Genomic DNA, 12,912 nt, shown 5'->3' with positions numbered 1-12,912 from the left:
ATGACCGAATTTAGGCAGACATACGATATTGCTGTAGTTGGTGCCACTGGCGCCGTCGGTGAGGCCATCCTGAATATCTTGGCTGAGCGTGATTTTCCTGTTGGTGAGCTCTATCCGCTTGCCAGTGAGCGCTCGGCCGGCGAGATGGTTACCTTCAAGAACCGCTCAGTTGAAGTGCAAAATCTGGCGGAGTTTGATTTTTCCAGAGTCCAGATTGCGCTGTTTTCAGCTGGCGGTTCTGTGTCTGCCCAATACGCGCCGGAAGCCGCTGCTGCCGGCTGCGTGGTTATCGATAACACCTCTGAATTTCGCTATGACCCCGATGTGCCGCTGGTGGTGCCGGAGGTCAATCCGGATGCGCTGGCGGGATACAGTGCTCGAAATATCATTGCCAACCCCAATTGCTCTACCATTCAGATGCTGGTAGCTCTGAAGCCGATTCACGACGAGGTGGGTATTGATCGCATCAATGTCTGTACCTATCAGTCGGTTTCTGGAAGTGGCCGCAAGGGGATTAACGAGCTGGCTGGCCAGACGGCCAAGCTGCTGAACGGTTTGCCGGCGGAAGAGAAGGCTTACCCGAAGCAGATTGCCTTTAATGTTCTGCCGCAGATTGATGCCTTCCAGGATAATGGTTATACCCGCGAAGAGATGAAAATGGTCTGGGAAACCCAGAAAATTTTCGGCGATGACACCATTCGTGTGAATCCAACCTGTGTGCGAGTGCCGGTGTTTTATGGCCATTCAGAGGCAATACATGTGGAAACACGTGTGCCTATCACTGTTGATGAGGTTCGCGCCCTGATGATTGATGCACCGGGCGTTGAGTTGCTGGATGAGCATGTCGACGGCGGTTATCCGACCCCGGTAGGTGAGGGGGCCGGCAAGGATGCGGTGTATGTGGGCCGTATTCGCGAGGATATTTCTCACCCAAATGGCATCAACTTGTGGGTAGTTGCTGACAACCTTCGTAAGGGAGCTGCCCTAAATAGTGTACAGATCGCAGAATTGCTGATAGAAAGCTATCTATAATGATTTCTGCATAGCTTGGCATTGCATCCCATGTTTTCGTATGATTGTTTTTAATGTGGGATGCAATCTGACCGGTCATATACGTGTCGAATAGCTATATTATAAAGATATAACAACGCAAACGGGATTAATGGATATGGCTTTGCGGAAGAAGGCTCAAATTGGTGCGGCACTGTCTCTGCTCTTTTCTCAGGCAGCACTGTCTGTAGGACTCGGTGATATCACTCTGAATTCTGCGCTCAATGAACCACTCGATGCCGAGATTGAGCTGCTGAATGTCGGGGATCTCTCTGACGTTGAAATGCTGGTTGCTCTGGCGAGTAATGAAGACTTCGCCCGCACTGGTGTGGCGCGTGAGTTCTTTCTGACGGATCTTAAATTTACTGTCGACCTCACTGACAGTAGGCCGATGATTCGCGTCAAATCCCAAAAGCCCGTCCGCGAGCCTTATCTCGATTTTCTGGTTGAGTTGCAGTGGCCATCTGGTCGATTGCTGCGTGAGTACACGCTGCTGGTAGACCTGCCTGTCTTTGCGGAAGAGCAATCCAAGCCCAAAGTGGTTAATGCTCCAGCTGCAAGCTCTACTGTCTCATCTACTCGGACCCCGGTGGCGCAGCCATCAAAGCCAGTAATTGCTGGTGATGGTGAGTATACCGTTGAGAGTGGTGATACCCTCTGGCGAATAGCTAGTCGAGCCAAAACAGATAATGTTTCTGTACAGCAGAGCATGCTTGCAATCCACAAGTTAAACCCTCAGGCGTTTATCAATGGCGACATAGACCGCCTCAAAAGAGGGGCTGTACTGCGTTTGCCTCAAGGGCACCAGATGGGCGAGGTCTCCGCACGCGAAGCGATTCTTGAGGTGGCCAGCCTTTCCGGTAGCGAACAAAGCTCTGATGGCGCTCTGATTGACGCTGTAGAGGAGGTCACTTCCCAGTCTTCCGTCGAAGCTGAGCCAGCTGGTCGACTCAAGCTGAGTGCTGCACAACCCGAGGTGACTGGAAATAGCAGTGCCACTGCCCTGGACCTTGAAGGTGTCGAGGGTGGCTCAAACGCAGCAGAAGAAGAGCGGCTTGAGAATGAGTTGGCTATCGCCGAGGAGGAGTTGGCACTGCGGGATAGGGAGCTTGCCGAAGAGCGTGATCGCGTTGCCAAGCTTGAAGAGCGCATCGCAACGATGCAGCGCATGATCGAAGTAAAAGATTCAACAATGAGCGATGTGCAGCAGATGGCTGCTCAATCTGCTGAACCATCTTCTGACGTTGAGCCAGCAGCAGAAGAGGTAACTTCGGAGTCTGTCGCTAAAGTAACTTCAGCGCCGACAGAAAAACAGGTTGGCACCAGCTTTTTTGAGGAATTTAAATACTACCTGATTGCAGGTGGTGCGCTGTTGGTTACCTTGCTGTTGTTCCTGGTAGGGCGTCGCAAAAAACCTGCTTATGAAGATAATTCCATTGACTTCGATCAGCCGGTAGAACCTGTGATTATTGAGCCTGAGCTGCCAGAAGAAGATTACGAAGAGGAAGTGGTTGCCCTGGATGATATCGATCTTTCCGAGGATGATGATCTGTTTGTTGACCCCGACAAACAAGGTGAGCAAGAAGATTTCGAGCAAGCTGAGCAGCCATTAACTGCTGAGTTTGAGAGTGAGGCTGCTGAGTCGGCTGATGAAATGCTGTTGAATGAAGATCAGCAGTGGCTCACTACCGAGTCGGAAGTGCAGGATGAAACAGAAGAGGAGCACGAGAGTAAGCTGGATTTTGACCTTAATCTCGACCTTAACGAAATTGATGTGTCTGACCTGGAAGACGAGAAAGATCCAGCCGCAGAAAGTGATCTGAGTGCCGAGGAGCTGGATGAAGTTAGCTTTGATTTGGACTCAGGCGCTGGCTCAGTATCGGACGATGATTTTGACCTTCTGGATGAGGGGGATGAAATCTCCACTAAGCTGGACCTGGCTCAGGCGTATCTGGATATGGGTGACGCCGACGGTGCTCGCGAGATTCTCGAGGAAGTAATAGAGGATGGCTCACAGGAACAGCAGGAAAGAGCGAAGGGAATGCTGGAGTCATTGAGCTAAATGTCAGATCTGCCCTGGGTCTATCAGCGCAATTGCCGAATGCGCGCTGATGACCCGATGCCAGAAGGCATGCACCGAATAGCTGCCGTCGTTGAATACGACGGCAGTCTCTTTTGTGGCTGGCAAAGACAGAGCCACAGCCCAAGCGTTCAGGCTGAAGTTGAGCGGGCACTTTCAAAAGTGGCCGCTGAGCCAATCACGGTTGCCTGTGCGGGTCGAACAGATACTGCAGTGCATGGCACTAACCAGATCATTCATTTTGATACATTGGCTGTACGCGCTCCTCACAACTGGATAATGGGGGCTAATGCCAACTTGCCGAAAGGTATAAGGTTGCATTGGGCAGGCGAGATGCCTAAAGAGTTTCACGCTCGATTCAGTGCTGCAGCCCGCACATACCGTTATGTTATCTACAACGGGCCTTACAGGCCTGCACTGGGTCACTCTGGACTGACCTGGGAGAGGCGCCCCCTGGATGTTTTATCAATGCAGAAAGCTGCAAAGCATCTGGTTGGTGAGCACGACTTTTCGTCTTTTCGCGCCGCTGGTTGCCAGTCCAATAGCCCTAATCGAGATATGCATTATGTAGAAGTCTGGCGGCAGGGTAGTCTTGTAATCATTGAGTTGCGAGCAAATGCCTTTCTCCTCCATATGTGCCGGAATATAGCCGGTTCGTTGATGGCTGTTGGTTCAGGTGAGCGAGAGCCGGATTGGATGGCACAATTAATGTCTGCTCGTGATCGCAATCAGGCTGATATAACAGCGCCACCTAATGGCCTGTATCTTGTGAGTGTTGATTATCCGGAGCCTTTTGAGTTGCCTGATCTATCTCCTGGACCGCACTTTGTGCCTGATCCCCTGAAACACCCGCCGTGCAAGGAGCGGTTGTTCCCCTGAACTGTGAATAGAGCCACTGCTGGTAGGGTGGGTTTTACTGGTCGCAGATTATTGTTTTTGTTAGAATTCCTCGCTTTATTGCGGCAGCCACCGGACTCTGGAGTGCACTTGACAGCAACTCGCGTGAAAATATGCGGTATCACCTCCGTTGAGGATGCGATCGTTGCAGCAAATGCCGGTGCCGATGCGATTGGTCTGGTGTTCTATTCGGGCAGTTCCCGCAATGTCAGTGCACAGTGTGCAGCTCAGATAGCCCGTGCAGTTGGTCCCTATACCTCGGTAGTTGGTTTATTCGTTAATGCCTCAGTTGAAGAGGTGGAGGCTGTAGTTGCCGAAGTGCCATTGCATATACTGCAATTCCATGGAGATGAGTCGGCAGAGTTTTGTCGTCAGTTTGATCGCCCGTGGTATAAGGCACTGCGAATGAGCCCGGATCTTGATCCGGTTGATGAGATTGAGCGCTGGCAAGGTGCCAGTGGAGTTTTATTTGACTCCTGGCAGCCCGGTAAATATGGCGGTACCGGTGAGACTTTTGACTGGCAGCGCTTGCCAAAAGCTGAAACTCCGTTTGTACTGGCCGGAGGTTTGAACCCAGAAAATGTCACAGAGGCGGTTAAGCTAGTAAAGCCTTACGGGGTTGATGTGAGTGGCGGGGTAGAGTCTGCTCCAGGCAAAAAGTGCCCCCAGAAAATTGAACTTTTTATAGAACGCGCTAAATCTGTCACTTGGTAAGAGTCGACGGATAAATTAATACGAGTCATTTTACGATGTCGAAACAAGATTACAGTCAGGTACCCGACACCAAGGGCCATTTTGGGCCGTATGGTGGACGCTTTGTTTCTGAAACCTTGATCCACGCTCTCGATGAGCTGGAAAAAAATTACGAAAACCTGAAATCAGACCCTGAATTGCAAGCCGAGTTTGATCGCGACCTGGCTCATTACGTCGGTCGACCTTCACCTTTGTATCATGCTGAGCGATGGTCCAGAGAAGTTGGTGGTGCCCAGATTTACCTCAAGCGTGAGGACCTCAACCACACTGGCGCCCACAAGATTAATAACACAATTGGCCAGGCTCTTCTGGCCAAGTACAGCGGTAAAACCCGGGTCATTGCCGAAACCGGTGCTGGTCAGCATGGTGTTGCCTCAGCGACCGTATGTGCCCGCCTTGGGCTTGAGTGTCATGTTTATATGGGCGAGGAAGATGTACGGCGCCAGGCGCTCAATGTCTATCGAATGAAACTGCTTGGTGCCACGGTACACCCGGTATCATCCGGCTCTCGTACCCTAAAAGATGCTATGAACGAAGCGATGCGGGATTGGGTTACCAATGTCGACAATACCTTTTACATCATCGGCACTTGTGCGGGTCCTCACCCATACCCGGAGCTGGTGCGCAATTTTCAGTCGGTAATCGGTCGCGAGGCCCGTGAACAGTGCCTCGAAATGACCGGCAAACTTCCAGACGCACTGGTTGCCTGTGTCGGTGGTGGGTCTAACGCTATCGGCCTTTTCCACCCGATGCTGGCTGATGAAACTGTCGCTATGTATGGCGTTGAGGCAGGTGGCCTAGGTATCGAAACAGGTAGTCACGCTGCGCCTCTTACAGTCGGTGTACCCGGAGTCTTGCACGGTAACCGAACCTACCTGATGGAAGATGACGACGGACAGATTATTGAAACCCACTCCGTTTCGGCTGGTCTTGATTACCCGGGCGTAGGCCCTGAGCATGCCTGGCTGAAAGATCAGGGTCGGGTAAATTATGTCGCAATCAATGACGATGAGGCGCTTGAAGCATTCAGGAAATTGACCCGAATTGAAGGTATTATGCCGGCCCTTGAGTCGAGCCATGCACTGGCTTACGCCGAAAAGTTGGCAAAAACCATGTCACCGGATCAGGTGATTGTTGTTAACCTCTCGGGGCGTGGTGATAAAGATATTTTGACCATGGCCGAGATTGACGACATTACCGTCTAAGGATTTTCAGTGAACCGAATCAACCAAAAACTGACAACACTTCGGGCTCAAGGTCGAAAGGCGTTAGTTCCTTACATTGTAGCTGGTGATCCATTCAAGGAAATTACTGTGCCAGCGATGCACGCACTGGTGGCAGCAGGTGCCGATATTCTTGAAATTGGTGTGCCGTTTTCCGACCCAATGGCAGAAGGTCCGGTAATTCAGCTGGCGCATGAAAGGGCGCTGAAGCACAAGACCAGTTTGCGTAATACCCTTGCCATGGTGGCAGAGTTTCGTGAACACGATGACGAGACTCCGGTAGTTTTGATGGGCTACGCCAATCCCGTCGAAAAAATGGGTTACCAGCAGTTTGCTGAGCAGGCGCAATTTTCAGGTGTTGATGGTGTACTTACAGTGGACCTCCCGCCTGAGGAAGCTGAGGATTTTACGAAAATCCTGCGTCAGCACGGCCTGGAAAATATTTTCCTGATTGCACCGACCACAACCCTGAGCAGGGAAAAGAGTATCGCCGAGCTTGCGGGCGGCTATATTTATTATGTTTCCCTGAAAGGTGTCACTGGTGCCGGGCATCTGGACGTTGAATCGGTTCAACAAAAAGTGGCGGAAATTCGCACGCTGACAGATCTTCCTGTATGCGTAGGCTTTGGCATTAAAGATGGAGCCACGGCGCGAGCAGCTTCTTCATCTGCCGATGGAGCCGTTGTGGGAAGTGTCCTGGTCAATGCCATGGCAGAGCAGGCAAAACTGAATTCAGATGCAAACCAAATTACCGAGTCCATCGCCAGCATTGTAAAAGAAATGCGTGCGGCACTGGACGAACAAGTTTAAGCAGATAATTTGACGGAAAGCGATATGAGCTGGCTAAACAAGATCAGACCCCAAGGGCTCACTACACAGAAAAAAGACCGCACCCAAAGTGTCCCGGAAGGTCTTTGGAAAAAGTGTCCGAAGTGCAGTGCTCCTTTATATCGACCAGAGCTGGAGCGTAACCTGGATGTATGTCCGAAGTGCGACCATCACATGCGAATTGGCGCACGTCGCCGTTTGGATGTTTTTCTCGATAAAGATAATCGTCAGGAAATCTGCACTGATGTATTACCGATTGATCGCCTGAAATTCAAGGATGTTAAAAAGTACAAGGATCGCCTGAGCGATGCGCAAAAAGCCACTGGTGAAAAAGACGCTGTTGTCGCCATGCGCGGTGAGCTTAAGGGTATGCCGATTGTTGTGGTGGCTTTCGAGTTTGCGTTTCATGGTGGCTCTATGGGTTACGTTGTCGGTGAAAAGTTCACCCGTGCAGCCAAGTTGGCACTGGAGGAAAATATTCCACTCATCTGCTTCCCGGCCACTGGCGGAGCGCGCATGCAAGAAGCATTGATCTCCCTGATGCAGATGGCAAAAACCAGCGCCATTATCGAGAAGCTCAAGCAGCAGGGTACGCCGTACTTCTCAATCATGACCGATCCGGTTTATGGTGGAGTTTCTGCCAGTTTGGCACTGCTCGGTGATATTAACGCCGCAGAACCTGGTGCACGTGCCGGTTTCGCCGGGCCGAATATTATCGAGCAGACCATTCGACAGAAACTGCCAAAAGGATTCCAGCGTGCGGAATTCCTGTTGGAGCATGGCGCAATTGACATGATTATTCCTCGCGGTGACATGCGCGATACAGTAGCTCGTCTACTGGCCAAGTTTACCGGTCGTGAGGCTTTTGAGACTGAAGAGTCGGATAGCTGAATCGTACGTGAGCAATAGCCTGCAAGGGTGGCTGAAACTACTGGAATCACGCCACCCCACTGAAATTGATTTAGGACTTGAGCGAGTCGGTGATGTATTTAGCCGCCTCGCTTTTGTTCGTCCTGCGCCCCGGATAATTACCGTTGGTGGTACTAACGGAAAAGGTTCCTGTGTCGCTTTTCTTGAGGCGATGCTGCTGGCAGCAGGTAAAACTGTAGGTGCCTACACTTCGCCGCACCTGTTGCGCTTCAACGAACGCGTGCGCATTAATGGCCACTCTGCCAGCGATGAGCAATTCTGCAGGGCCTTTGAGCAGGTTGAGGTTGCGCGTGGTGATGTTAGCCTGAGCTATTTCGAGTTCACCACTTTGGCTGCATTTGTGGTGATAGCTGAGGCTGGCGTTGATGTCGCATTGATGGAGGTCGGCCTCGGCGGTCGCCTCGATGCAGTCAATTTGCTCGATGCAGATATTTCTATTATCACCAGTATCGACCTTGATCATCAGGATTGGCTGGGTGATACACGCGAAGCAGTAGCGGTTGAGAAGCTCGGTATCGCCAGGGCTGGTAAGCCACTGCTGGTTGGTGAGCAGCAATTGCCCATCAATTTTGAATCTGTCGTCAATGAGATTCGTGCAGCGAGCTGCTATCTGGGACGCGACTTTCAGTACCCATCTGAGCTGCCGCAACCATCACTGCCGCTGCCTAGCGTAGCCTGTGCGATAAAAGCCGCCGAAATTCTGAACATATCGCTGTCAGTTGACACCAAGGCCCGCCTGGTTCAGGAAACCGGTCTGTCCGGCCGTTTTCAGCGCTTTTCGGTTAATGGTATTGACTTGGTGCTGGATGTGGCGCACAACCCAGCTGCGGCGGCCATGTTGGCTCAAAAGATGGTTGCAAACGATTTTAATGGTTGCACTGCTGTGACCGCGATGATGGCCGACAAAGACATTGATGGTGTGCTGGATATTCTCACTCCCGGTGTCGGAAAGTGGGTTGTCTGTGATTTGCCTGGGAATCAGCGTGCAGCCAGTGCAGAACTTCTGGCTGGCAAGCTGACAGATCATGGCAGTTCACCTCTAATTGCCGGCTCTGTCTGTGACGCACTGGATAATCTATTGGCAACTGGCCAGGAAGGCGATAGGGTGCTTGTGTTTGGCTCATTTTTCACTGTTGCGGCAGCACTTGAATGGTTGCAGCAGCGGGGCATAACCCTTTGATCTTGGGAGTAGAGCATTGAACGACGGATTGAAGCAGCGGATCGTCGGGGCACTTGTTCTGGTGGTGATTGCAGTTATTTTCCTGCCAATGGTGTTTAATTTCGATGCCGAGCGCATCATAGATCGTACCAGTCAAATTCCACCCAGGCCCCAGATTGAACCGGTAACCGTAGCCGAACCGGACCGGCCAGCGGATATCGATTACCCTGCCGAGTTGGATAAAGCCTATCAATTTGATCAGTCCCGAACCGAGGTTGAGGCTGAAATAGCTGCGGCAAAACAACAACCTGGATCTTCTGATGCTGAAATGGCCCGGGACGAGCAGCCAAAAGTGCAAAATGAACCTGAGCCGCCAAAGCTGAGCGAGCAAAACCTGCCTGAAGGCTGGGTGATTCAGGTGGGCAGTTTCAAGGAGCAGGAAAAAGCTCAACAACTGGTCGAGAAACTTATTACAGATGGCTACAAGGCCTATCAGAGAGAGGCGCGACGTCAGGGCTACTTTCGAGTTTATGTGGGCCCGAATATCGATAAAGGCACAGCCCAGAAGCACCAGCAGGATATTGACCGCAAATACCGCGTGAAATCCCTGTTACTCAAGTTTGAGTCATAGCACAGTCTGTCTGGTACAATGCACGCTTATCTAAACCAACCTGGAATTACCCGATGATTTGGGCCGACTGGGCTATTATCGCCATTGTTGGAGTTTCCGCACTGATCAGTGTGGTTCGTGGCTTTGTACGGGAGGCATTGTCCCTGGTTGTGTGGGTTGCAGCACTCTTTGTCGCGATGACTTTTTACCCGCAAGTCACCCAGTGGCTGACAAATCTGATTGAAACCCCATCGTTGCGCCAGGCTGCCGCCTGGTTGGGGCTGTTTGTTCTGACCTTGATAGTTGGTGGCATCGTCAATTACCTGATTTCGCAACTTGTCAGGGCGACAGGTCTCACAGGGACCGATCGCTTTCTGGGAATGTTGTTTGGTACGGCCAGGGGGCTGTTGGTTGTATTAGTGATTTTGATTTTATTGCCACAAGCTCTCCCGGTTACCCAGGATGCCTGGTGGCATGAATCAGTTCTGATTCCTTATTTTTTGAAATTTGAAGGCTGGGCACGCACTGCGGGCGCGGCCATTTATGAATGGGCTGGTGGCTTTTTCTGAAAGCAACTGGTGACAGAGTAACTATTAAATTTATTTTTCGAAGTTAAAGGTGCATTGAAGTATGTGTGGCATAGCCGGCATTTTTGGACATAGCGACGTCAATCTCGAACTGTATGACGCATTGACCATGTTACAGCATCGGGGGCAGGACGCCGCTGGCATAACGACCTTCAAGAATGGCGTATTCCATCAGCGCAAGGATAATGGCCTGGTGAAGGACGTATTCCACACTCGTCACATGAAATTGCTGGAGGGCAACATCGGTATTGGCCATGTCCGCTATCCAACGGCTGGAAGCTCCAGTCCGGCATTGGCACAGCCATTTTATGTGAATTCGCCTTACGGCATTTGCATGGCACACAATGGCAACCTGACCAACTCAACGCAATTGCATGAGCACATTTTCAAATCCGATATGCGCCATGTAAATACAGATTCCGACTCTGAACTGCTGCTCAACGTATTTGCTCATGAACTGCAATTACAGGGCAAGCTTCAACCGGAAGCTGACGATATTTTTGCTGCCGTAGAGCGCCTGCACAAGCGTTGTAGTGGTGCATATGCAGTGGTAGGAATTATTGCCAATTACGGCTTGTTCGCGTTTCGTGATCCTTTCGGCATTCGCCCGCTTGTGTACGGTAAGCGTGAAGGCGCAAAAGGTACCGAGTATATGGTGGCCTCAGAGAGTGTTGCACTCGACACCATGGGTTACGAACTGGTACGCAGCATTAAACCCGGTGAAGCACTGTTTGTTGATATGGCAGGTAACCTCCACCTGCGTCAATGTGCACAAAATCCACAGCTGGTTCCCTGTATTTTTGAGCACGTTTATTTTGCCCGCCCGGACTCCATGCTGGACGACATTTCCGTTTACAAGTGCCGTCTGCGTCAAGGTGAAAAGCTGGCGGAGAAAATCCTGAGGGAAATGCCGGATCACGATATCGATGTTGTTATTCCGATCCCCGATACCAGCCGTGTAGCCGCGCAAACCATAGCTGAGCGACTTGGCTTGAAGCTGCGGGAAGGTTTTATGAAAAACCGTTACATCGGCCGTACTTTTATTATGCCAGGCCAGAAGCAACGGAAAAAATCGGTCCGTCAGAAATTAAACCCGAACAAACTCGAATTCCAGGGCAAAAATGTTTTGTTGGTTGACGACTCTATCGTTCGCGGAACAACTTCTGGTGAAATTATCCAGATGGCCCGCGACGCCGGTGCCAATAAGGTTTATATGTCTTCTGCGGCACCAGAGGTAAGACATCCAAACGTCTACGGCATTGATATGCCGGCTGCCAGTGAATTGATTGCTTACAACCGCACAGTTGAAGAAATTTGCGAGTTGATCGGTGCAGACAAACTGATATACCAGGATTTGGAAGATCTGGTAGAAGCGGCAAAAGAGGGTAACAGCGATATTGAAGAATTCGATTGCGCTGTATTTGATGGCAAGTACATCACTGGTGACATTGACGAAGCGTATTTCGATGCCTTGAAAGCGGCACGCAGCGATAGCGCAAAAAACAAAAAGAAAGGTGATGCACCTGAGCCTACCGACTTGATCGGTATTCACAACGCTTCAGCGAACTGAGAATTGTAAGTAAGGGTTTCAAATGTCGGACAGCAAAGATAAATCAGCGCTAGAGAACGCTGGCCTGGATACTCTGGCCATTCGCTCGGGAATCTCACGCTCACACGAGCATGAACATTCCGAAGCACTGTTTTTGACTTCCAGCTTCACGTTTAACAACGCTGAAGAGATGGCAAAAACCTTTGCTGATGAGCGTGTGGGCAACGTATACAGTCGCTACACCAACCCTACAGTTCGTGCCTTTGAGCAGCGTATTGCGGCGATGGAAGGTGCAGAGCAGGGCGTTGGTACGGCTTCTGGTATGGCAGCCATAATGACTACCTTTATGGCGTTGCTGAATGCTGGTGATCATCTGGTTTGTTCCAAGGATGTATTTGGTTCAACCACTGCGATGCTCACCAAGCATCTTTGTCGGTTTGGCCTGGAAGTTACCTTTGTGTCACTCAGCAATCTCGATGAGTGGCGTGCGGCCATTAAGCCAAATACCAAAATGCTGTTTATGGAAACCCCGTCAAATCCTCGTGCCGAAGTGGGTGATATTCGTGCGCTTGCGGATTTGGCTCATAGCATAGATGCACTTTTGGTTGTCGATAACTGCTTCTGTACTCCGGCATTGCAAAAACCGTTGGAGCTTGGGGCTGATATTGTTATTCACTCGGCCACCAAGTATATCGACGGACAGGGTCGAGCATTGGGCGGCGCAGTGGTTGGTCGCAACGAGGAGATGGGCAGTATTCGGGCATTTATTAGAGCATGTGGCCCATCCATGAGTCCGTTTAATGCCTGGGTGTTCCTGAAAGGTTTGGAAACCTTGCGGCTTCGGGTTGAAGCGCACAGTGCCAACGCTCTTGAGCTTGCCCGTTGGTTAAAACAGCATCCAAAAGTCACCAAGGTTTATTACGCCGGATTGGAGGATCACCCGGGCCACGCATTGGCGAAAGCCCAGCAACGTGCTTTTGGTGGTGTTGTCGCGTTTGAAATTGATGGTGGTAGGCAGCAGGCCTGGAAGCTGATTGACAGCGTTCAATTACTGTCACTGACTGCCAACCTTGGTGATGCAAAAACCACGATCGTTCATCCTGCCACAACCACTCACGGCAGCCTGACCGATGAACAGCGCGCCAACGCGGGAATCAAGGATAGTTTGATTCGTGTGGCGGTAGGCCTTGAGGATATTGAAGATATCAAGGCTGACTTGCAACGTGGTTTTGCGGCTATAAGTTAA

Annotated in this window: 12 protein-coding genes; all 12 read left to right on the top strand. The window is 51.0% G+C overall.

All coding sequences use genetic code 11. The features are described from left to right. The 12 genes from QP938_07025 to QP938_06970 all read left to right on the top strand — a co-directional run bounded on the left by QP938_07025 (position 1) and on the right by QP938_06970 (position 12,912). A complete protein-coding gene (locus QP938_07025; GenBank protein WIO73068.1) occupies positions 1–1,032 on the top strand; it encodes an aspartate-semialdehyde dehydrogenase in 1,032 nt (343 codons plus the stop codon). A gap of 136 nt (positions 1,033–1,168) precedes the next feature. Continuing rightward, a complete protein-coding gene (locus QP938_07020) occupies positions 1,169–3,112 on the top strand; it encodes a FimV/HubP family polar landmark protein (GenBank protein WIO73067.1) in 1,944 nt (647 codons plus the stop codon). Next, positions 3,113–4,009 (top strand): tRNA pseudouridine(38-40) synthase TruA, encoded by an 897-nt coding sequence (gene truA / locus QP938_07015; GenBank protein WIO73066.1) that lies wholly within the window; start codon positions 3,113–3,115, stop codon positions 4,007–4,009. It abuts the gene before it with no gap. A gap of 108 nt (positions 4,010–4,117) precedes the next feature. Then, positions 4,118–4,741, top strand: a complete 624-nt coding sequence (locus tag QP938_07010) for a phosphoribosylanthranilate isomerase (protein WIO73065.1) — start codon at positions 4,118–4,120, stop codon at positions 4,739–4,741. A 35-nt stretch (positions 4,742–4,776) separates the two neighbouring features. Further along, a complete protein-coding gene (gene trpB, locus QP938_07005; protein ID WIO73064.1) occupies positions 4,777–5,985 on the top strand; it encodes a tryptophan synthase subunit beta in 1,209 nt (402 codons plus the stop codon). A gap of 9 nt (positions 5,986–5,994) precedes the next feature. Continuing rightward, positions 5,995–6,813, top strand: a complete 819-nt coding sequence (gene trpA, locus QP938_07000; GenBank protein ID WIO73063.1) for a tryptophan synthase subunit alpha — start codon at positions 5,995–5,997, stop codon at positions 6,811–6,813. 24 nt (positions 6,814–6,837) lie between these two features. Next, a complete protein-coding gene (gene accD / locus QP938_06995) occupies positions 6,838–7,722 on the top strand; it encodes an acetyl-CoA carboxylase, carboxyltransferase subunit beta (protein WIO73062.1) in 885 nt (294 codons plus the stop codon). A gap of 7 nt (positions 7,723–7,729) precedes the next feature. Further along, positions 7,730–8,941 carry a bifunctional tetrahydrofolate synthase/dihydrofolate synthase gene (gene folC, locus QP938_06990; GenBank protein WIO73061.1) on the top strand — a complete coding sequence of 404 codons (1,212 nt, stop codon included), beginning with the start codon at positions 7,730–7,732 and terminating at the stop codon, positions 8,939–8,941. Between the two features lie 16 nt (positions 8,942–8,957). Continuing rightward, a complete protein-coding gene (locus QP938_06985) occupies positions 8,958–9,551 on the top strand; it encodes an SPOR domain-containing protein (GenBank protein ID WIO73060.1) in 594 nt (197 codons plus the stop codon). A gap of 53 nt (positions 9,552–9,604) precedes the next feature. Further along, positions 9,605–10,099 carry a CvpA family protein gene (locus tag QP938_06980; protein WIO73059.1) on the top strand — a complete coding sequence of 165 codons (495 nt, stop codon included), beginning with the start codon at positions 9,605–9,607 and terminating at the stop codon, positions 10,097–10,099. 61 nt (positions 10,100–10,160) lie between these two features. Continuing rightward, a complete protein-coding gene (gene purF, locus QP938_06975) occupies positions 10,161–11,687 on the top strand; it encodes an amidophosphoribosyltransferase (protein WIO73058.1) in 1,527 nt (508 codons plus the stop codon). Positions 11,688–11,709: 22 nt separating this feature from the next. Then, on the top strand, positions 11,710–12,912 hold the full coding sequence (locus QP938_06970; protein WIO73057.1) for an O-succinylhomoserine sulfhydrylase: 1,203 nt from the start codon (positions 11,710–11,712) through the stop codon (positions 12,910–12,912).

Source organism: Porticoccaceae bacterium LTM1 (assembly GCA_030252795.1).
Lineage (GTDB): Bacteria > Pseudomonadota > Gammaproteobacteria > Pseudomonadales > Porticoccaceae > SCSIO-12696.
Note: the sequence above shows the minus strand (reverse complement) of the source record. Positions and strands in the feature narration are given on the sequence as shown.

Excerpts from the sequence above, each read along its gene's own strand:
- QP938_07025 (WIO73068.1), top strand. The coding sequence starts at position 1 with ATGACCGAATTTAGGCAGACATACGATATTGCTGTAGTTGGTGCCACT.
- QP938_07020 (WIO73067.1), top strand. The coding sequence starts at position 1,169 with ATGGCTTTGCGGAAGAAGGCTCAAATTGGTGCGGCACTGTCTCTGCTC.
- truA (WIO73066.1), top strand. The coding sequence starts at position 3,113 with ATGTCAGATCTGCCCTGGGTCTATCAGCGCAATTGCCGAATGCGCGCT.
- trpB (WIO73064.1), top strand. The coding sequence starts at position 4,777 with ATGTCGAAACAAGATTACAGTCAGGTACCCGACACCAAGGGCCATTTT.
- accD (WIO73062.1), top strand. The coding sequence starts at position 6,838 with ATGAGCTGGCTAAACAAGATCAGACCCCAAGGGCTCACTACACAGAAA.
- QP938_06980 (WIO73059.1), top strand. The coding sequence starts at position 9,605 with ATGATTTGGGCCGACTGGGCTATTATCGCCATTGTTGGAGTTTCCGCA.
- purF (WIO73058.1), top strand. The coding sequence starts at position 10,161 with ATGTGTGGCATAGCCGGCATTTTTGGACATAGCGACGTCAATCTCGAA.
- QP938_06970 (WIO73057.1), top strand. The coding sequence starts at position 11,710 with ATGTCGGACAGCAAAGATAAATCAGCGCTAGAGAACGCTGGCCTGGAT.